This is a genomic window from Paracoccus homiensis (assembly GCF_900111675.1).
Taxonomy (GTDB): Bacteria; Pseudomonadota; Alphaproteobacteria; order Rhodobacterales; family Rhodobacteraceae; genus Paracoccus; species Paracoccus homiensis.
Genome location: NZ_FOHO01000005.1, coordinates 225,001 through 244,826, shown reverse-complemented (window position 1 = coordinate 244,826; position 19,826 = coordinate 225,001). Strand labels below are relative to the sequence as shown.

Here is a 19,826-nt window from a genome sequence, read left to right as displayed (position 1 = left end):
CTCGGTGAATCGTGTCTTCTTCATCGGAATCTCCTCGTTCATCCTGCCGAGAAAATTCTACTTCCGCATCCCCTTAAGATCGGGGGAGATTACCTTCCACCAACCACATCATTGCGGCGGCCAATGCGGTGATTTCGGCGGCGCCGGATCGGATGAAGGTGGATCATGACATCAGGATCAACGCAGATCGCAGGGGTGATCCAGAGGGGGGTGTCCTCGCAAAGGTGGATGGGGTTGGACAGGGCCGGGTTCAGCTGCTGAATGTCCCTTCTGGCGATGTGCCACAGGCGATCGCTGCCGTCGACGAGATGGTGCGGCTGTCGAAACTGGATCCGGAGTTGTCTTGGGCCCGTACCGCCATCATCTCTCGTGACTGGAAGCGGCATGGCGCTGTCCGGACCTATGCTGAAAAGCAGGGTATCAAGGTCGAAATGGCCAATCAGGACCTGCCAAATATCTGGCGACTGCGCGAGACGCAGGCGCTTGTTGAAAGTCTGCGTCGGCGACAGGGAGAGCTGCTGGGCGTTGCCGACATCATTGACCTCCTCAACGAGCAGCCTAGCAACAAGTGGGTCGACCTTTTGGCAGAAGGCACCGCCGAGCTGGCGAGAGAGCTGAAGACAAAGACTATGCCGGTACCTGATATCGTCGACTGGCTGGCCGAATGGTCCCGAGAAACACGCGGCGAGCAGCGCGGCCTGCTGCTGCTGACTGCGCACCGGGCTAAGGGGCTTGAGTTCGATCATGTGGCTATTCTGGATGGCGGTTGGGACCGGGCATCGAAGAACGAAGACCGCAATGCTCCGCGCCGACTTTTTTACGTCGCGATGACACGTGCCCAAAAGGGCCTGATCGTTATGGCGTCGAGCGAGCATGCCTTCCTGAAACCCGGCACTCCCTGCGTCGTTGAGAGACAGGTCGAGCCGCAGTTCCCGGCTGGAGGACTACCTTCGAGGGTCTACCATCTGCCGAACCTAAAGCATGCCGACCTGTCATATGCCGGTCGCCAGGGAGATCGGCACGAGGTTCACCGGGCAATCCAGGAATGCCGGGTGGGTGACCCGTTGCACCTGGACTACCGAGCCCCAAACTGGGAGTTGCTGGACCGGCATGGCCGCCTTGTAGGACGCATGTCGAAGTCATGGGAGTATCCTCCGGGGCAGGCCTTGCTTTCGGGTGCGGTCGGAGCTGTGGTCCAGTGGCGCAAGTCGGATGGTGACGAGCAATACGCACACTACGCGCGTCGAGATGCTTGGGAGACTGTTCTTCCCGAGCTAGTTTTGCTCCTTCGGGCCAAGTACCCTCTGCCGCGACGTTGCCCGAGACAGCTGTCGAGAGTGTCGTTTCTCAGACCAATCCGGCAGGCTGCACCGAGTTCCGGGGCGGGCAGCTTGCGAAAGCCGTCACGCCGGATGATGCGGATGCACTCGCTGCGCTTGCGCAGCGCATCTACAATGAGAGCCGGTCGTGGGGCAAATTTATCGACAGCTTCAAAGAGCGCGGTCTTGAAGTGGCGCCCAAGGGTGGCGGCCTCGTGCTCAAGGACGGGACCGATGGGCGCGAGCTTTGCAAGATGTCTGCATTGGGCCTCAGCTACAAAAAGATGGTGCGGGGCTTCGGGGAAGGCTTTCCCGGCCACCCGTCTCCCTCCATGGCGGACTACGCTCTAGGAAAGAAGAGGACAGGTGCGCCGAAGCCACAAAGGCGCAGCAAGCCTTCGACCGAAGAAGATGACTTCGACATCATGGATGAGTGAAATTGCCAGCGTGCTTGCCGTATCTCGTCTGGCGATTCTGCTCGAACGCAAGCATTGAGGCCCCAAAGCCGCGCAGAGGTGCCCCTTCGGCATTTCGCGACACGTAAAGGGCAGGGATGAGGCTGCCCTTTATGTGAAAAGGCGTTTTAGACGTGCGAGGTTTCGTCTCAGAAGCGCCTTGCGTTCTTTCGTACCGGCTTTGTTGGCGTGGGGCCAAGGGGCTTGTGGTACGGGCTGGCCGAGGAAGTCGCAGATCGCCGGCCAGCCGTAATCAGGCCCCTCGAGTTCGATCCGCAGATATTGATCTGGACGGCGTTTGAAATAGTCGGCCACGTCCCGATTATGTCTGCGATAGCGTGCAACCCACGCGTTCTCGTTTCCCAGCGGATTTTCCGTTCCATAGATCAGGCGGTGGATCTCGTTCCTGTGTTTTCTGAAATCGCGGGCGGCGCTTTTGATCCAGCTTTGCTCGTCGCGGACCACATGGATGAACCTGGCGTCGGGAAATTCCCGATGAAGTTCGCGGTAGAGCAGCGGCCAGGGCGTATCCTGCACTGCGTCATGGGCATGTGCGATGGGTCTTGCCGCTTGCCACAGTTTCGCGAAGGTGACGTCCGGATCGGCAGCGAAGGGGCGGAACGGGTGGTAGCCCGCGACGCTGAGACCCAGCGTTTTCAGAGCCCGATCAAGCGTGCTGGTCCCGGTCTTTTGGAAGCCGATGCAAAAAACTTTCATCACATACCTCACCACCGTTGAACCCGGTGATGATAGGCGCATCGACGAAAAGCTCAAACATCCAAGGGTGGGGGATGTGTGCATAGGGTCGATGCGGGGTCATGGTGAGGTTGTGGATAGACGACGCCGGAACCGGTGGGCGGCGACCGGCGGGCGCGATCGTCACCGGCAGTGGGTTGCCGGTGACGGGTCGGGTCAGCGGCTGCGCAGAATGCCCATGATATCCTTGGTGCGTTCAAGGATCGGGGTGGCGATCTCGCTGGCGCGTTCGGCACCCTTGCCAAGGATGCGGTCGATTTCCGCCGGGTCGGCCATGTATTCGCTCATCTTCGCGGTGATGGGCGACATCGCTGCGACGGCAACCTCGGCCAGTGCGGGCTTGAAGGCGCCGAAACCCTGACCCTCGAACCGGGCCAGAACCTGATCGGGGGTCTCGTCGGCCAATGCGGCGTAGATATTGACCAGGTTGCGGGCCTCGGGGCGATCCTTCAGGCCATCGATGCTGCCGGGCAAGGGATCGGCATCAGTGCGGGCCTTGCGGATCTTCTGGGCGATGGCATCGGCATCATCGGTCAGATTGATCCGGCTGGCATCCGAAGGGTCGGATTTCGACATCTTCTTGGTGCCGTCGCGCAGCGACATGACGCGGGTCGCGACACCTTCGATCAGCGGTTCGGTGATCGGGAAATGTTCGACCTTGTAGTCGTGGTTGAACTTGGCCGCGATGTCGCGGGTCAGTTCCAGATGCTGTTTCTGATCCTCGCCCACCGGAACGGCGGTCGCCTGATAGGCCAGAATATCGGCCGCCATCAGCGCCGGATAGGCCAGCAGCCCCAGGCTGGCATTTTCGCTGTTCTTGCCGGCCTTGTCCTTGAACTGGGTCATCCGGTACATCCAGCCGACCCGCGCGACCGTGTTGAACAGCCATGCCAGTTCGGCATGGGCGGTCACCTGACTTTGGTTGAACAGAACCGAGCGCGCCGGATCGACACCCGCCGCCATGAAGGCCGCCGTCGCCTCGCGCGTGTTGCGGCGCAGCGTTTCGGGATCCTGCCAGACGGTGATCGCGTGCAGATCGACGACGCAATAGATCGTCTGCGCCTGATCGCCCTGCAAGGCGGCAAAGCGTTTCAGGGCCCCGAGGTAATTCCCCAGCGTCAACCCGCCCGAGGGCTGGATGCCCGAGAAGATGCGCGGAGTGAAGCGCGAATTGGTCGTCTCGCTCATATCTGGCCTGCTTGGATTTTTGATGCCGCTGGCTTAGCTGTTGGCCGCAAACAGCGCAACCGCGAAGGAAAGCCCATGCGAGACGGCATTCACGAATCCCCCCTGAACCCGCTGCCGATGGCGGTCTGGATCCTTGCGCTGCCAGTCATCGCCAGCGAGGCGGTGTTCGGCCTTGGTCGGCTGGGGCTGATCGGCGGGGCCGAAGGGGTCGGCCTGCGGCTGGCAGGGTTGCAGCAAAGCGCCTTTGCGCCCGAAATGGTGATGCGGATGTGGTCGCTGGGGCAGGTCGATTTCGGGCAGTTGTACCGGATCGTCAGCTATTCCTTTGTGCACTATTCCCTGACCCAGGCGTTGTTCGTGCTGGCCTTTACCCTGGCGCTTGGCAATATGGTCGCCCGCGCGTTCCGGCCCTGGGCGGTGATCGCGCTGTTTCTGGGATCGGCGATCGGCGGGGCGCTGGTCTATACGGTGGCGATGTCGTTTCTGCCCGGCCGGCCAGCGCCGCTGATCGGCGGATACCCGGCGGTCTACGGTCTGGTTGGTGCCTTCACCTTCCTGCTGTGGGCCCGGCTGGCGGCGGCCAATGCGAACCGCATGCGCGCCTTTACCCTGATCGGGATGCTGCTGCTGTTCCAGCTGGTCTTTGGCATCGTGTTCGGCAATGCCGGTTATGGCTGGATCGCCGAGATCGCGGGCTTTGCGGTCGGCTTTGGGCTGAGCTTTCTGCTGGTCGATGGTGGCGTGGCCCGCGTTCTGCACCAGATCAGGCAGCGCTGAGCGGGCCGTTGCCCCCTTGGGTATTTGGACAAAGAAGAAGCCTCAGCGGCTGCGTCTGGTGGCCGCTTTCAGTTCCGACAGGCGATAGGCACCCGTGGCGAAGCTGAGCGTGAAATAGAGCGCGGCGCCCCCGAAGACGAGGATCGCCAGCGCCGGAATGCGCCCGATATTGTGCCCGGCAAGCCAGTCGCGGGCGATCCACAAGGCCGCGGCCATCAGGATCGACGCCAGCAGGATACGTGGCGTGGTGCGGCGCAGACGATCATCGGGACGGGCGGCCTGACCCATGCTGCGGGTGCCCAGCCAGAGTTGCAGCACCATGACCCAGGCGGCAATCGTGGTGCCGAGGGCGGCGGCCAGGAAGCCGATGAAGGGCATGAGGCCAAAGGCCACGACGGCGTTCACGACCATCGACCAGGCGGCGAAGCGGAACGGCGTGCGGGTATCTTCACGCGCGAAATACAGCGGTTGCAGGATCTTCTGCAGCACGAAGGCGGGCAGGCCCAGGGCGTAGACGATCAGCGCCTTTGCGGTCTGGGTCGTGTCATATGCGCTAAACTGGCCGCGTTCGAACAGGGTGGCGACCATTGGCTCTGCGATCACGGCGATCGCGAAGGCGGCGGGCAGGGTCAGGAACAGTCCGAATTCGGTTGCGCGGCTGAAGGCGGATTGGCCGCCGGCGTGATCCTCGGCCCGGAGGCGGCGGGCAAGTTCGGGCAGCAGTACCACGGCGACCGCCGCCCCGACGACGCCCAGAGGCAGCTGATACAGCCGGTCCGAATAGCTGAGCCAGCCGATGGCGCCTTCGAAGCGGGATCCGACCTGGCGGCCGATCAGCAGGTTCAGTTGCACCACGCCGCCCGCGAAGGCGGCAGGCAGGGCGACGGCCAGAAGGCGGCGCATGTCCGGTGTCAGTCGCGGGCGGCGCGGCCAGAAGGTCCAGCCGTTGCGATGCGCGTCCCACCAGACCAGTGCAAGTTGCGAGATGCCGGTGACGGGCGTCGCCCAGGCCAGCGTCAGGCCCAGATCCCATCCCTGCCAGCGGCCCAGCCCCATGGCGACGATGAACAGCAGGTTCAGCAGCACGGGGGCCGCCGCCGCCGCCGTGAAGCGGCCATTCGCATTCAGCACGCCCGAAATCATCGAGGCCAGCGATATCAGCAGGATATAGGGGAAGGTGATGCGGCCATATTCGACCGCCAGCGCAAAGCGCGCGTCGCCCTGAAAGCCCGATGCCATCAGCCAGACGAGAACCGGCATGAAGATCATCGCGATGGCCGACAGGATCAGAACCGCCGTGAACAGGCCCGAAAACGCCTGCGCGGCAAAGCGTTGGGCGTCCTGCGGATCCTGTAGCTTTTTCGAGAAGATCGGCACGAAGGCGGTGTTGAACGCGCCCTCGGCGAAGAAGCGGCGGAACATGTTGGGCAAAGACAGCGCGATCAGGAACGCCTCGGCCACGGGGCCGGTGCCCAGCCAGGCGGCCATCAGGATGTCGCGGACAAAGCCCGAGACGCGCGAAATGAAGGTCCAGATCCCTACCGAAAGGAATCCGCGCACCAGTCCCGATTTCATCTGTCGTTATTCCTCTGCCCGCTTGGCCCCGTCTGCGATGGCCTTGCGCAGTTTCTTTTCCAGCGACTCGCGTTTCGTGCCGCTGTGCAATTTCAGCCCGAACATATCCTTGACGTAGAAACTGTCCACCACCTGCGCGCCGAAGGTGGCAATCACCGCGCTGACGATCTGGATGTGGTTCGAGGCCAGCGTCCGCGTCAGGTCGTAAAGAAGGCCCGGACGGTCGCGGGTATCGACCTCGATGATGGTATAGATATCGCTGCCTTCATTGTCGAAGGTCACATGGGTCGGGAATTTGAACTCGCGGGTGCGCTTTTTCGGCTTGTCACGGCTGGCGAAGGCATCCTGGGCCACGATTTCGCCTTTCAGCGTGCGCAGGATGGTCTGGCGCAGGCGGGGCAGGCGATCTTCGGCGAAGGGATGGCCCTCGGCGTCCTGCACCCAGAAGACCGCCGTCGCATAGCCGTCGCGGGTGGTATAGGTTCGGGCATCGACGACATTCGCCCCGGTCAGGGTCAGTGCTCCGCATAGCCGCGAGAAGATGCCCGGATGGTCGGCCAGCACAAAGGCCGCGCGGGTGGCATCGCGGTCGTGGTCGGCGCGCAGGTCGATGCGGATGTCATCCTCGGCCAGACCGCGCAGCAATTCGGCAAAGACGCCCTGCGTTTCGGTCGGCAGGCCCGGCCAGTAATTGTCGTAGTGTCGGCCGATTTCGGCGCGGATCTCTTTGGCTTCCCAGCCCTTGGCGACCAGCAGATGTTTCAACGAACGCTTGGCGTCGTTCTGGCGGCGGTCGCGGTTCAGTTCCTCCATCCCGCTTTCCAGCGCGGCGGCGGTTTCCTGATGCAGCTGGCGCAGCAGAGCGGCCTTCCAGTTGTTCCAGACGCCGGGCCCGACGCCGCGAATGTCGCAGACGGTCAGCACAAGCAGCAGGTCCAGACGCTTGCGGGTCTTTACCGCCTTGGCGAAATCGCGCAGCGTTCGCGGGTCCGAGATGTCGCGTTTCTGCGCCACATCCGACATCAGCAGATGATTGCGGACCAGCCATTCGACGGTTTCGACATCCTCGGCGGCCAGGCCAAAGCGGGTGGCGATGCGGCGGGCCAGACGGGCGCCGAGGATCGAGTGATCCTCGCGGCGGCCCTTGCCGATATCATGCAGAAGAACCGCCAGATACAGGACCTTGCGATTGATGCCATCCTGCATGATCTCGCTGGACAGGGGCAGGTCTTCGGGATGTTCGCCGCGCTCGATCTCGGCCAGGGCGGCGACGCATTGGATCGAATGCTCGTCGACGGTATAGTGGTGATAGACGTTGAATTGCATCATCGCCACGACCGGTTCGAATTCGGGGATGAAGGTCGCCAGCACGTCCAGTTCATTCATCCGGCGCAGGCTGCGTTCCGGGTTGCCGTGTTTCAGCAGCAGATCCATGAAGATGCGGATCGCCTCGGGGTCGGTGCGGACCTTCTCGTCGATCAGGTGCAGATTGGCCGCAACCACGCGCATCGCATCGGGATGGATCAGGATGCCGGTGCGCAGCGCCTCTTCGAACAGGCGCAGCATGTTCAGCGGATCGGCCAGAAACTCGGCCTCGCTCTGGATTGCCAGACGGCCATGCTGATCGACGAAACCGGCCTTCAACTTGCGGCGGCGGCGGAAGAACCGGCCAAGGAAGGGGGCGTTGCGGACGTGCCGGGCCTCCAGTTCGGTCAGGAACACACGGGTCAGTTCGCCCACGCGGGTGGCGTGGCGGAAATAATCCTGCATGAAATACTCGACGCCGCGCCGGGCCGAGGTATCGGCATAGCCCATGCGGCGCGCGACCTCGACCTGCATGTCGAAGGACAGGACATCGACGGGTCGGCCCGCGATCAGATGCAGGTGGCAGCGGACGGCCCACAGGAAATCCTCGGCCTGCCAGAAGGCCAGATGTTCGTCGCGGCTGAACACGCCCAGATCGACCAGCTCGACGGCGCGGTCGACGCGGTGGATATATTTCGCGATCCAGTACAGCGTCTGCAGGTCGCGCAGTCCGCCCTTGCCCTCTTTGACATTCGGTTCCAGCACGTAACGCTGGCCGCCCTGCCGTTGATGGCGGGCGGTGCGTTCGTCCAGCTTGGCCTCGATGAATTCGGGAACGGTCTTTTCGAACAGGTCGGACCACAGCCGGTCGCGCAGTTCCTGCGCAAGCGGGGCGTGGCCGGTCACATGGCGATGTTCCACCAGCGATGTGCGGATGGTCATGTCCTCGGTGCCCAGCCGCAGGCAATCGTCGATGGTGCGGATCGAATGGCCGATCTTCAGCTTCAGATCCCACAGCATGTACAGCATGGATTCGACCACGCTTTCGGCCCAGGGGGTGATCTTGTAGGGCGTCAGGAACAGCAGGTCCACATCCGAGGCCGGGGCCATTTCCGCGCGGCCATAACCGCCGACGGCCAACACGGCCAGACGCTCGCCCTCGGACGCGGAATGAAGCGGGTGCAGATGGGTGGTCGCGACGTGGTGGATGGCGGTGACGATGCCATCGGTCAGCGCGGCAATGGCGCGGACCGTTTCCCGCGCAGCGCGGGGGTGGCCGGCGAAGCCCGCATTGATATCGGCCATCGCGGTGTTGCGCGTTTCCGTCAGCAGGGCCACGGTCCGGCTGCGTATGTCGCGCGGCTGATCCTGCCCCTGCAACGCTGCATCAAGCAGCGGCAGGAACTGATCGGGGTCGAAGATCGCATTCGCCCCGGGCAGTGCCGGGGCGCTTTGCACGAAGGTGGCCGTGTCGGTCTGCGCCAAGATCAGAACCCGTAGCCGCCAAAGCCTTTGGGTGCCGGATCAAGGATCACGACCTGATTGCCCCGGATCGCGGCAACGGCCAGCGCGCGCTGTGCGGTGCCGTCATTGCGCAGGCGGAAGACGCCGTTCACGCCCGAAAAGCCCGAGCTTTGCGTCAGCCCGGTCGAGGTGACCGCGTTCCGCTTGCCCGCCCGCACCAGCGAGGCGACCGCGGCCACCCCGTCATAGGCCAGCCCGGCCAGTTCGTGCGGCTCTTCGCCATAGGCGGCGCGATAGCGGGCTTCGAATTGTTGTTTCAGGCCCTGATCGGGGATCGCGAACCAGCCGTTTTGCAGCTGCGCCAGCGAAATGCGCGAGGCGGGTTCGTCCCACCGGGTCAGCCCCATGAATTGCGAGACCTGCGAATTGATCCCGGCGGCGGTCAGCTTTTCGGTCAGGTAGGGCAGAACGGCCTGATTGTTGGCGGTCATGAAGATCGCGTCGACCTTGCCGCTGGCGGCGGCGGCGGTGATCTGCGGGGTCACGGCATCAATGCCGCTGACGGAAACGGCATGGTTGCTGCGCCCGGCCAGGCGCGCGCCGTTGCGGGCGATGGCGGTTTCGATGGCGCGGCCACCGATCTGGCCTGCCACGTCATTTTCCGCAACGACATAAACGTTCTTCTTGCCCTGCTTGACGCCGTACCCGACCAGCCGGTCGGCGACATTGGCAAAGCTGTTGCCAAGGATGAACACGTTGCCGCCCGCGATTTCGGAATTGTTCGAGAAGGACAGCACGTTGATGTTGCGCGGGGCGATGGCGTTGCCGACGGCATTCGCGGCCTCGGCGTAAAGCGGGCCGATGATGATCTTGGCCCCGGCATCGGCAGCCGCATTCGCCTGCGCGACGGCCTGCGCCGAATCCGCGCCGGTGTCATAGATACGCAGATCGATGGTCGCGCCCTGCGCATCCGTCGCCGCCATCCGGGCCGAGTTCTTCAGGCTGCGGGCCAGCCATTCCACGTTCGGCGCCCCGGTGCCACCCGGCACCAGCAAGGCCACCTGAACCGGCTGCGAGGGGTCGATCAGCTGGCCGGTTTCGGGACCTGCCGCGATGTCGCTGCCGCCGGTCGGCTGACATGCGGCGATGACAAAGGCGGACATCACCGCGCCCGCGCGCAGTGCCGCGCGACGCAGCCATGTGGGTTCCCGGCTTGTGACGGATGCGAACATGTGAAAATTCCCTGCTGTATAAATTGATGTCGGCGGGTTTCGGGTGGCAGGGTATGGTCTGAACCTGCGATTGGCAATCTGCGCAATGGCCCAAACCCAAGAAGGAGATGCAGGTGAGCGACAAACACTCTTCCGCCGCGCCCCAGCTGGAGCCCGCCCGCAGGCTGTCCGCCCATGTCGAGGCCGCGCGACTGGATCCCGGCCTGTATCTGGTCGCGACCCCGATCGGCAGCGCGCGCGACATCACCCTGCGCGCGCTGGACGTGCTGAATTCGGCCGATCTTTTGGCGGCCGAGGATACGCGCGTGATGCGGCATCTGATGGATATTCACGGCATACCCCTGCGTGGGCGCCGGATTCTGGCCTATCACGACCACAATGCCGACCGTTCGCGTCCCGCGCTTCTGGCGGCGTTGGCAGAGGGGGGCAGCGTCGCCTATGCCTCGGATGCGGGCACGCCGCTGGTGGCTGATCCGGGCTATCGCCTTGCCCGCGACGCGGCCGAGGCGGGGGCAAGGGTTCATGCCGTGCCGGGGCCGTCGGCCGCGCTGGCCGCGCTTAGCCTGTCGGGCCTGCCTAGCGACAAGTTCCTGTTCGCGGGCTTTCCGCCCTCGACGCAGGCGGCGCGGGCAAGCTGGCTTGCGGAATGGGGCGCGGTCGATGCGACGGTGATCCTGTTCGAAAGCCCCCGGCGCGTCGCCCAGACGCTGGCCGCGCTGTGCGAGATCGACCCGGACCGCATCGTCGTCGTGGCCCGCGAGCTGACCAAGAAATTCGAAGAGGTGATCCGCGGCACTGCGGCGCAGCTGTCACAGGATTCGCGCATGTCGGTGCTGAAGGGCGAGGTGGTGATGGTGCTTGATCGTCCCACGCCCCGCGCCGCCGGTCCCGACGAAGTCGAGGCGGCGCTGCGCGACCGGCTGGGCCGCATGACGGTCAAGGATGCCGCGAAAGAGGTCGCCCAGCAGTTTTCCCTGCCGCGCCGCGACGTCTATCAGGCGGCACTGGCCCTGGGCCAGGACGACGCATGACCATGCGCGCCCGTCGGGGGACGGTTGCACATCTGTCGGGCCAGATGGCCGAAGAGGCGGTCGCGCGCGTCTATCTTCAGGACGGCGCCGCGATCATCGCCCGCCGCTGGCGCGGGCAATCCGGCGAGATCGACCTGATCTGTCAGCAGGACGGCGTGTTGATCTTTGTCGAGATCAAATCGGCCACCACCCACGATCAGGCCGCCGCCCGCCTGCTGCCCGTGCAGATGGCGCGCATCTGTCAGGCCGCGCTGGAATTCTGCGCGGCGCGGCCCCAGGGCATCGATGTGGACATGCGTTTCGATGCGGGTCTTGTAGATGGGCAGGGCCGTGTCCAAGTGCTGCGGGCTGCCTTTGGCGGCTAGACTTGCATCCCGCCCGTCGCCGCGCGACATACGGGCGACACAGTTCAGGAGGGCGCGATGAGCCTTTACGTCGCTTTGCAGATGGACCCGATCGAGGCCGTCGCCATCAATGCCGACAGCACCTTTCGCATCGGTCTGGAGGCCGAGGCACGCGGCCATCGGCTGTTTCAATACACCGTGGATCAGCTGCGCTATGACGAAGGCCGCGTGATCGCGCGGGGCCGTCCGGTCACGCTGCGCCGCAAGGAAGGCGATCATGTGACCTTCGGCGACTGGGCCGAAGTGGATCTGGCGGAATTCGACGTGATCTGGCTGCGTCAGGACCCGCCCTTCGACATGGCCTATGTCACCTCGACCCATCTTCTGGACCGGGTGCATCCCGACACGCTGGTGGTGAATGATCCGTTCTGGGTGCGCAACTGCCCCGAAAAGCTGATGGTTCTGGATTTTCCCGACCTGACACCCCCGACCATGATCGCCCGCGATCTGGCCGCGTTCCGGGCTTTCCGCGAACGTCACGGCGAAATCATCGTGAAGCCGCTTTACGGCAATGGCGGGGCCGGGGTCTTTCATCTGAAACCGGGCGATCCGAACCTGTCCTCGCTTCTGGAAACCTTTGCCGGGATCAACCGCGAACCGATGATCGCGCAGAAATATCTGCCCGCCGTCAGCAAGGGCGACAAGCGGATCATTCTGATCGATGGCGAACCTGTCGGCGCGATCAACCGCGTGCCGCAGGAAGGCGAGGCACGGTCCAACATGCATGTCGGCGGGCGCGCCGAAAAGATCGGCCTGACCGAACGCGAATATGAAATCTGCACGCGGATCGGTCCGGTCCTGCGTGAAAAGGGCCTGATCTTTACCGGCATCGACGTGATCGACGGCTGGCTGACGGAAATCAACGTGACCTCGCCCACCGGCATTCAGGAACTGGAACGGTTCGACGGGATCAACGCCGCCGGGATCATGTGGGAAGCGATCGAACGGCGCGTCGCCGAACGCTGATCCGATGGGCTGGGGGCGGCACAGTCCCCAACCGCGCTAGACGCCGCGCTTGTTGCCCCAGATCAGCACATGCAGCTGTGGCAGGATGCGCGGCGCGAACCATCCGGCCTGCATCGCGCGGTCGGTCAGCCATTCCAGCCGCTGCGCCAGCATCGCGGGATCGACCGGCAAGGCGGGGTCGACCTCGGGGTTGCCGGGTTGCAGGAACAGGGGCAGATCGGGATGACGGTCATGGGCCGCCCGCGCCCAGTCGAAATCGGCCTGATCGAAGATCACGATTTTCATGACCGTCTGCCGCGCCGCATGCCCGGCCCGCACGCAATCGGCAAATGCGGCCCAATCGACGGTTTCGCCGCTGCTGGGCGGTTTCGGCGACAGCACCAGCGTATCCAGTTCCGCGAACCATGGCCGCGCCACGGAGCCCTGCGTTTCACAGGCAAAGCGATAGCCCGATTGCCGCCCCGATGCGATCACCGGGCCGAAATCCTGAATCGCCGGGTTCCCCCCGCTCAGCGATACCGTCAGCGGCTGACCGCCCGACAATTCGCGCACGCGATCCATGATCGCGTCAGGCGACATCGGCGCCCAGTCATGGCGAAAGGCGCTGTCGACCGCGTGCAGGCTGTCGCACCAGCTGCACCGATAATCGCAGCCGCCGGCCCGCACGAACACCGTCGGCTCGCCGATCAGCACGCCTTCGCCCTGAATGGTCGGCCCGAAGATTTCCGCGATGCGCAGCTTCATGGGCGATACTCGGCCCAGGTCTTGGGCGTTTCGCTGACCATCACGGCGCTGGTTTCCGGCCAGCGGTCTTTGCACCAGTCGAAGAAATGGAGGGCCATGTTTTCCGCGGTCGAGGGGCCGTCCAGCACGTCGTTCAGGTGCCGGTGGTCAAAGCCGTCGTCGATATAGGATTTCAGCGCGCCAAGGTCGTGATAATCGCGCACGAAGCCATCGGCGTTCAGCGCCTGCGCGGCCAGTTCGACGACCACGATATAGTTGTGGCCATGCAGCCGCGCGCATTGGTGATCGGCAGGCAAATGGGTCAGTTGATGCGAGGCCGAGAAGTGGAATTCCTTGCGAATCCGGAACATCACGCACCCGCCTTTCGGGCGACCGCCGCCTGCCAGTAATCGGGATCGGCATAGGCGGTGGGATCGGGGATGCCCGCCAGATGAAACGCCTCGCGCCGTTCGACGCAGGTGCCGCAGCGCCCGCAATGCAGCGCGCCGCCCTTGTAACAGGACCATGTGTCCTGAAACGGTGTGCCATGGGCCGCGCCCGCGCGGACGATATCGGCCTTGGTCTGATGCACGAAAGGTGTCAGCAGGCGGATATCGGCATATCCGTCCAGCGCGGCATTCTGCATCACCTGAAACGCATCGGTGAAGGCAGGGCGGCAATCGGGATAGATGAAGTGATCGCCGCCATGGACCGCCGCCGCGACGGCCTGATCGCCCTGCGCCGCCGCAAGGCCGAAGCCGACCGTCAGCATGATCGCATTGCGGTTCGGCACGACGGTGACCCGCATCGTATCCTCGGCGTAATGGCCGTCGGGGACATCGATCGCATCGGTCAGCGCCGATCCGGTCAGGACCGCCCCGACAGGGCGCAGGTCGATGACGTGGTGGGGGACGCCAAGGCGCGTGGCGGTTGCGGCGGCGCTGTCGATTTCCTTGCGATGGCGCTGACCGTAATCGAACGAGACCAGCCGCGACAGATTGCCCGTGGCGGCGATGACATGAGCAAGCGAAACGGAATCGAGTCCGCCCGAGCAGATGACCAGAGTTTTCATATGTGACCCTTGTTTTGATGACCGGGTAGGCTGCGACCGGTTGGCGGGGCGTATAGCTTGCGTGGCGCGGGCCCGCAACCGGGCTTACCCCCCGGCGACGAAGGGGAGGCGATAGCTGATCGCCTCGGCCAGATGGGGGGCGCGGATATCGGTGGCGCCGTCCAGATCGGCGATGGTGCGGGCGGTGCGCAGGATGCGGTGGTAGCCCCGCGCCGTCAGACCCAGCTTTTCCGAGGCCTTGACGATCAGCGCACGCCCCTCGGCATCGGGCGCGGCGATCTGTTCCAGCTGGCTGCCCGAGGCATCGGCATTGACCCGCGCACGGGGATGGTCGGCGAAACGCTGCGCCTGCACCTGCCGGGCGGCGGCGACCCGTTCCGCGATCATGGCCGAGCTTTCGCCCGTGCTGGGCAGGTCAAGTTCCAGAAAGCTGACCGCCGGAACCTCCAGCCGCAGGTCAAAGCGGTCCATCAGCGGGCCCGATATCTTGCCCATGTAATCGGACCCGCAATTCGGGGCGCGGGCACAGGCCAGCGCGGGGTCGGCCAGATGGCCGCAGCGGCAGGGATTGGCCGCCGCGATCAGCAGGAACCGGCAGGGATAGCGGACATGGGCATTGGCGCGGGCCACGACCACCTCGCCGGTTTCGATCGGCTGGCGCAGGGTTTCCAGAACCTGTCGGGGAAATTCGGGGAATTCGTCCATGAACAGCACGCCGTTATGGGCAAGGCTGATCTGGCCCGGCTTGGCACCGCGCCCACCGCCCACGATGGCGGCCATGGATGCGGTGTGATGCGGTTCGCAGAACGGGGCGCTGCGGGAAATGCCGCCATCTTCCAGCGTGCCGGCCAGCGAATGGATCATCGATGTTTCCAGCGCCTCGATCGGGGTCAGCGGCGGCATCAGACCGGGCAGGCGCGCGGCCAGCATGGATTTCCCCGCCCCCGGCGGCCCGACCATCAGCAGGTGGTGCCGCCCCGCCGCCGCGATTTCCAACGCGCGTTTCGCCCGTTCCTGGCCCTTCACCTCGGACAGGCAGCCCAGCCGTGCGGGGGCCTCGGCCACGCCGGGTTGGGCCGGCGTCAGCGGTGCGCGGTCGGTCAGGTGATCGACGGCCTCGCGCAGCGTCGCGGGGGCAAAGACAGGAACCGCCTGCACCCATGCGGCCTCGGCTCCGCAGGGACGAGGACAGATCAGGGCGCGGTCATCCTCGGCGGCGGCCATGGCGGCGGGCAGGGCACCGGCGACCGCGACCATGCGCCCGTCCAGCGCCAGTTCGCCCAGACAGACGCAGCGGGCCAGTTCGTCCTTCGGGATGATTTCCAGCGCCGCCAGAATTGCAAGCGCGATGGGCAGATCGAAATGCGATCCCTCTTTCGGCAGGTCGGCGGACGACAGATTCAGGGTCAGGCGTTTGCTGGGCAGGGCGATGGACATCGCACCGAACGCTGCCTTGACCCGTTCGCGTGCTTCGCTGACGGCCTTGTCGGGCAGGCCCACGATGGAAAAGCCCGGCAGCCCCGCTGCGACCGAACACTGCACCTCGACCAGTCGCGCCTCGATCCCTTCGAAGGCGACGGAATAGGCGATGGCGACCATGATACCCCCGTTGGAACCCCGGCCAAATGGTTAACGCGCGGCGGTTAAGAAGCGGTTAACGTCCGGCTTTCCTTGCGGGGCGGGGGCGGCATGGCTATCTGTCGGTCAGGTTTTCCGGGGGCGATATGAGCGACAAGCGCATCCTTCTGATCATTGGCGGCGGCATCGCCGCCTACAAGGTGCCGCAATTGATCCGGCTAATCCGGGCCGAGGGCATGGCCGTGACCCCGGTCCTGACCCGCGCCGGTGCCGAATTCACCACCCCGATGACGGTGTCGGTTCTGGCCGGCGAGGCGGTGCATGACGGGCTGTTCGACATCGCCAAAGAGGCCGAGATCGGGCATATCCAGTTGTCGCGGAATGCCGATCTGGTCGTGGTCGCCCCGGCCACCGCCGATCTGATGGCGAAGATGGCGAATGGTCTGGCGGACGATCTGGCCTCGACCCTGCTTTTGGCCACCGACAAGCGTGTGCTGATCGCGCCCGCGATGAATGTGCGCATGTGGCAGCACAAGGCGACGCAGCGCAATCTGTCGCTGTTGCAGGATGACGGCATCCTGACTGTCGGTCCCGATGAGGGGGACATGGCCTGCGGCGAATTCGGCCCCGGACGCATGGCCGAGCCCGAGGCGATTCTGGCCGCGATCAAGGATGCGCTGGGCGATCAGCCGCTGAAGCTGTTTCCGGTGGCCCCGCCCAAGGGACCGATGCTGGGCAAGCATGTCATCGTCACCTCGGGGCCGACGCACGAACCCATAGACCCGGTGCGCTATATCGCGAACCGATCCTCGGGGGCGCAGGGGGCGGCCATTGCGGCGGCGCTGCGTGATCTGGGCGCAAAGGTCAGCTTCGTGACCGGCCCGGCCAGTGTTCCGGCGCCCGAAGGCGTCGATGTGATCGCCGTCGAAACCGCCCGGCAGATGCGTGATGCGGTCGAGGCCGCGCTGCCCGCCGATGCGGCGGTCATGGCCGCGGCGGTGGCGGATTGGCGCGTCACCAACAGCGCCGAACGCAAGATGAAAAAGGATGGCAGCGGCCGCCCCCCCGCGCTGGAAATGGCGGAAAACCCGGACATCCTGGCATGGATCAGCGGTCTGGACTGGCAGCGTCCCAAGCTGGTCGTGGGATTTGCCGCCGAAACCCATGACGTGATCGACCACGCAACCGCGAAACGGGCGCGGAAAGGGTGCGACTGGATCGTGGCCAATGATGTCAGCCCGGCGACGGGGATCATGGGGGGCACGGAAAATGCGGTGACGCTGATCCGCGCGGATGGTGCGCGGGAATGGCCGCGCATGGGCAAGGATCAGGTGGCCCGCCGCCTGGCGCAGGACATTGCAGAGGCACTGGCATGAGCCGACATTACCTGGACTGGAACGCAACCACGCCGATTCGCGCCGAAGCCAAGGCGGCGATGATCGAGGCGATGGATCTGGCCGGAAACCCGTCTTCGGTCCATACCGAAGGACGGGCGGCCAAGATGCTGCTGGAACGGTCACGCGAGAAACTGGCCGCGGCGCTGGGCGCCGAGGGGGCGGATATCGTCTTTACCTCGGGCACGACCGAGGCCGCCTCGATGGTGTTGGCCGGGCAGGGCATTCATTGCGCGCCGGTCGAGCACAGCGCGATCAAGGTCTGGTGCGAACAGGATCTTGAGGTCGATGCCGACGGGATCGTGACGGTGACCGATCCCGCGCGGACCAGCCTGCAACTGGCGAATAATGAAACCGGCGTCCTGCAGGCCCTGCCCGAAGGCTTGGCCAGCAGCGACCTGACGCAGGCTTTCGGCAAGGTTCCCTTTGCCTTCAACTGGCTGGGCATCACCGCAGGCTTTGTCAGCGCGCACAAGCTGGGCGGCCCCAAGGGCATCGGCGCGTTGATCCTGAAGAAGGGCGTCGAGGTTCCGGCGCTGATTCGCGGTGGCGGTCAGGAACAGGGACGCCGCGCCGGGACCGAGAATCTGGTCGGGATCGCAGGCTTTGCCGCCGCAGCCGAGGCCGCGCAGAAGGATCTGGCTGCCGGTCTGTGGGACGAGGTTGCAGCCCGCCGTGACCTGCTTGAGGCGCGACTGATGGCGATTGCGCCCGAGGCCCGCATCGCCGGAAAGGGCGCGCGACGCTTGCCGAACACCACCTGCCTTCTTACATCGGGGTGGAAAGGTGAAACGCAGGTCATGCAGATGGATCTTGCGGGATTTGCCGTATCGGCAGGCTCGGCCTGTTCGTCGGGCAAGGTCCGTGCCAGCGGTGCCCTGCAGGCGATGGGTTACAGCGATAGCCAGGCGCAATCGGCGATCCGCATCTCGATAAGCCCGGCTTTGGGCGACGATCAGGTGAACCGATTTGCGGATGCGTGGGAAACCGCGTATTCACGCTGGCGCGAACGGAATGGCTAGGGCAGGGCGCCCCGGTCCGAGGAAGGATTAGAGATGACGGAAACCACCGATCTTGACGTGCGCGAAGGCGTCGACCGTGAAACGGTCGAAACCGTCCAGAACATGGGCAGCTATAAATATGGCTGGGATACCGAGATCGAGATGGACTATGCCCCGAAAGGGCTGAACGAGGATATCGTCCGTCTTATCTCGGAAAAGAACAACGAACCGGAATGGATGACTGAGTGGCGGCTGGAAGCCTTCCGCCGCTGGCAGACCATGACCGAGCCGAAATGGGCGATGCTGAACTATCCGGAAATCGACTTCCAGGATCAGTACTACTATGCCCGCCCCAAAAGCATGGAAGAGAAGCCGAAGTCGCTGGACGAGGTGGACCCCAAGCTGCTGGCGACCTATGAAAAGCTGGGCATCCCGCTGAAGGAGCAGATGATCCTTGCAGGCGTCGAAGGTGCGGACGAGGCACCTGCGGAAGGCCGCAAGGTCGCCGTGGACGCGGTCTTCGACAGCGTCAGCGTCGGCACCACCTTCAAGGATGAACTGGCCAAGGCCGGCGTCATCTTCTGTTCGATCAGCGAGGCGATCCGCGAGCATCCCGAACTGGTCAAGAAATACCTGGGCAGCGTCGTTCCGCAGTCCGACAACTTCTTCGCGACTCTGAACAGCGCCGTCTTCTCGGACGGGTCCTTCGTCTATGTCCCGCCGGGCGTACGCTGCCCGATGGAGCTGTCGACCTATTTCCGCATCAACGCCGAGAATACCGGCCAGTTCGAGCGGACGCTGATCATCGCGGACAAGGGCAGCTATGTCAGCTATCTGGAAGGGTGCACCGCGCCGCAGCGCGACACCAACCAGCTGCACGCCGCCGTCGTCGAGCTGGTCATCCTGGAAGATGCCGAGGTGAAATACTCGACCGTCCAGAACTGGTTCCCCGGCGACGAGGAAGGCAAGGGTGGCATCTATAACTTCGTGACCAAGCGCGCCGACTGCCGCGAGGCACGGGCCAAGGTGATGTGGACGCAGGTGGAGACCGGCTCGGCCATCACCTGGAAATACCCGTCCTGCATCCTGCGCGGCGATGAATCGCAGGGCGAGTTCTACTCGATCGCGATCGCCAACAACTTCCAGCAGGCCGACACCGGCACCAAGATGATCCATCTGGGCAAGAACACGCGTTCGCGCATCGTTTCCAAGGGCATCTCGGCTGGCAAGGCGCAGAACACCTATCGCGGTCTGGTGACGATGCACCCCAAGGCCACGAACAGCCGCAACTATACCCAGTGCGACAGCCTGCTGATCGGCGATCAGTGCGGTGCCCACACGGTGCCCTATATCGAGGTCAAGAACACCAGCAGCCGGGTCGAACACGAGGCGACCACCAGCAAGGTGGACGACGACCAGCTGTTCTACTGCCGGTCGCGCGGCATGGACGAGGAAGAGGCCGTCGCGCTGGTCGTGAACGGGTTCTGCCGCGAGGTCCTGCAGGCGCTGCCGATGGAGTTCGCCATGGAAGCGCAGTCGCTGGTCGCGATCTCGCTTGAAGGTTCGGTCGGCTAAAGGCCGCCACG

Annotated in this window: 18 protein-coding genes and 1 pseudogene; 9 read left to right on the top strand and 10 right to left on the bottom strand. The window is 64.4% G+C overall.

All coding sequences use genetic code 11. The features are described from left to right. Window positions 1–89: 89 nt before the first annotated feature. On the bottom strand, window positions 90–746 hold the full coding sequence (locus tag BMX67_RS19870; protein ID WP_245739374.1) for a hypothetical protein: 657 nt from the start codon (window positions 744–746) through the stop codon (window positions 90–92). Here BMX67_RS19870 and BMX67_RS20045 point away from each other — a divergent pair. Together BMX67_RS20045 and BMX67_RS19865 are read left to right on the top strand one after the other, a co-directional pair. Further along, window positions 747–809, top strand: a pseudogene (locus BMX67_RS20045) (hypothetical protein); the annotation flags it as partial. A 506-nt stretch (window positions 810–1,315) separates the two neighbouring features. After that, entirely contained in the window at window positions 1,316–1,756 is a 441-nt protein-coding gene (locus BMX67_RS19865) for a hypothetical protein (RefSeq protein ID WP_245739372.1), read from the top strand. Between the two features lie 129 nt (window positions 1,757–1,885). Here BMX67_RS19865 and BMX67_RS09610 read toward each other — a convergent pair whose 3' ends face one another. Both BMX67_RS09610 and trpS read right to left on the bottom strand, forming a co-directional pair. Continuing rightward, complete coding sequence (locus BMX67_RS09610) at window positions 1,886–2,491, bottom strand: sulfotransferase family protein (protein ID WP_175479866.1); 606 nt, start codon at window positions 2,489–2,491, stop codon at window positions 1,886–1,888. A 195-nt stretch (window positions 2,492–2,686) separates the two neighbouring features. Further along, a complete protein-coding gene (trpS, locus tag BMX67_RS09605; protein WP_090734389.1) occupies window positions 2,687–3,718 on the bottom strand; it encodes a tryptophan--tRNA ligase in 1,032 nt (343 codons plus the stop codon). A 75-nt stretch (window positions 3,719–3,793) separates the two neighbouring features. Between trpS and BMX67_RS09600 the strand changes: the two genes are divergently transcribed. After that, window positions 3,794–4,495: a rhomboid family intramembrane serine protease gene (locus BMX67_RS09600; protein WP_090734387.1), complete on the top strand. Its 702-nt coding sequence runs from the start codon at window positions 3,794–3,796 to the stop codon at window positions 4,493–4,495. A gap of 42 nt (window positions 4,496–4,537) precedes the next feature. Here the strand turns inward: BMX67_RS09600 and murJ are convergent, their stop codons facing one another. Genes murJ through BMX67_RS09585 form a run of 3 tightly spaced genes read right to left on the bottom strand, consistent with a single transcriptional unit; the run spans window position 4,538 to window position 10,071 of the window. Next, complete coding sequence (gene murJ, locus BMX67_RS09595) at window positions 4,538–6,070, bottom strand: murein biosynthesis integral membrane protein MurJ (RefSeq protein ID WP_090734385.1); 1,533 nt, start codon at window positions 6,068–6,070, stop codon at window positions 4,538–4,540. Window positions 6,071–6,076: 6 nt separating this feature from the next. Next, on the bottom strand, window positions 6,077–8,815 hold the full coding sequence (locus BMX67_RS09590; protein WP_425438976.1) for a [protein-PII] uridylyltransferase: 2,739 nt from the start codon (window positions 8,813–8,815) through the stop codon (window positions 6,077–6,079). 47 nt (window positions 8,816–8,862) lie between these two features. Continuing rightward, entirely contained in the window at window positions 8,863–10,071 is a 1,209-nt protein-coding gene (locus tag BMX67_RS09585; protein WP_090734379.1) for a penicillin-binding protein activator, read from the bottom strand. 146 nt (window positions 10,072–10,217) lie between these two features. On the opposite strand from BMX67_RS09585, the gene rsmI reads away from it, so the two are divergent. The 3 genes from rsmI to gshB are packed head-to-tail and all read left to right on the top strand — an operon-like array spanning window position 10,218 to window position 12,472. Continuing rightward, window positions 10,218–11,102: a 16S rRNA (cytidine(1402)-2'-O)-methyltransferase gene (gene rsmI, locus BMX67_RS09580; RefSeq protein WP_245739382.1), complete on the top strand. Its 885-nt coding sequence runs from the start codon at window positions 10,218–10,220 to the stop codon at window positions 11,100–11,102. Next, entirely contained in the window at window positions 11,099–11,467 is a 369-nt protein-coding gene (locus BMX67_RS09575) for a YraN family protein (protein WP_090734376.1), read from the top strand. The genes rsmI and BMX67_RS09575 overlap by 4 nt, the downstream gene beginning before the upstream one ends. Before the next feature lie 57 nt (window positions 11,468–11,524). Further along, window positions 11,525–12,472 (top strand): glutathione synthase, encoded by a 948-nt coding sequence (gene gshB / locus BMX67_RS09570; RefSeq protein ID WP_090734374.1) that lies wholly within the window; start codon window positions 11,525–11,527, stop codon window positions 12,470–12,472. A 36-nt stretch (window positions 12,473–12,508) separates the two neighbouring features. On the opposite strand, the gene queE is transcribed toward gshB, so the two are convergent. The 4 genes from queE to BMX67_RS09550 form a co-directional block, all read right to left on the bottom strand. Continuing rightward, window positions 12,509–13,216, bottom strand: a complete 708-nt coding sequence (queE, locus tag BMX67_RS09565; protein ID WP_090734373.1) for a 7-carboxy-7-deazaguanine synthase QueE — start codon at window positions 13,214–13,216, stop codon at window positions 12,509–12,511. Continuing rightward, window positions 13,213–13,566 carry a 6-carboxytetrahydropterin synthase QueD gene (gene queD, locus BMX67_RS09560; RefSeq protein WP_090734371.1) on the bottom strand — a complete coding sequence of 118 codons (354 nt, stop codon included), beginning with the start codon at window positions 13,564–13,566 and terminating at the stop codon, window positions 13,213–13,215. The genes queE and queD overlap by 4 nt, the downstream gene beginning before the upstream one ends. Further along, a complete protein-coding gene (gene queC / locus BMX67_RS09555; RefSeq protein ID WP_090734370.1) occupies window positions 13,566–14,267 on the bottom strand; it encodes a 7-cyano-7-deazaguanine synthase QueC in 702 nt (233 codons plus the stop codon). Before queC ends, queD begins: the two co-directional genes overlap by 1 nt. Window positions 14,268–14,351: 84 nt before the next feature. Beyond that, window positions 14,352–15,866 (bottom strand): YifB family Mg chelatase-like AAA ATPase, encoded by a 1,515-nt coding sequence (locus tag BMX67_RS09550; RefSeq protein WP_090734368.1) that lies wholly within the window; start codon window positions 15,864–15,866, stop codon window positions 14,352–14,354. A gap of 125 nt (window positions 15,867–15,991) precedes the next feature. Here BMX67_RS09550 and coaBC point away from each other — a divergent pair, with 125 nt between their 5' ends. The 3 genes from coaBC to sufB are packed head-to-tail and all read left to right on the top strand — an operon-like array spanning window position 15,992 to window position 19,815. Next, on the top strand, window positions 15,992–17,221 hold the full coding sequence (coaBC, locus tag BMX67_RS09545) for a bifunctional phosphopantothenoylcysteine decarboxylase/phosphopantothenate--cysteine ligase CoaBC (protein ID WP_090734367.1): 1,230 nt from the start codon (window positions 15,992–15,994) through the stop codon (window positions 17,219–17,221). Then, window positions 17,218–18,261, top strand: coding sequence for a cysteine desulfurase family protein (locus BMX67_RS09540; protein WP_090734365.1), 1,044 nt, complete (start codon window positions 17,218–17,220; stop codon window positions 18,259–18,261). The genes coaBC and BMX67_RS09540 overlap by 4 nt, the downstream gene beginning before the upstream one ends. 33 nt (window positions 18,262–18,294) lie before the next feature. Then, entirely contained in the window at window positions 18,295–19,815 is a 1,521-nt protein-coding gene (gene sufB, locus BMX67_RS09535) for a Fe-S cluster assembly protein SufB (protein ID WP_090734363.1), read from the top strand. Window positions 19,816–19,826: the final 11 nt, after the last annotated feature.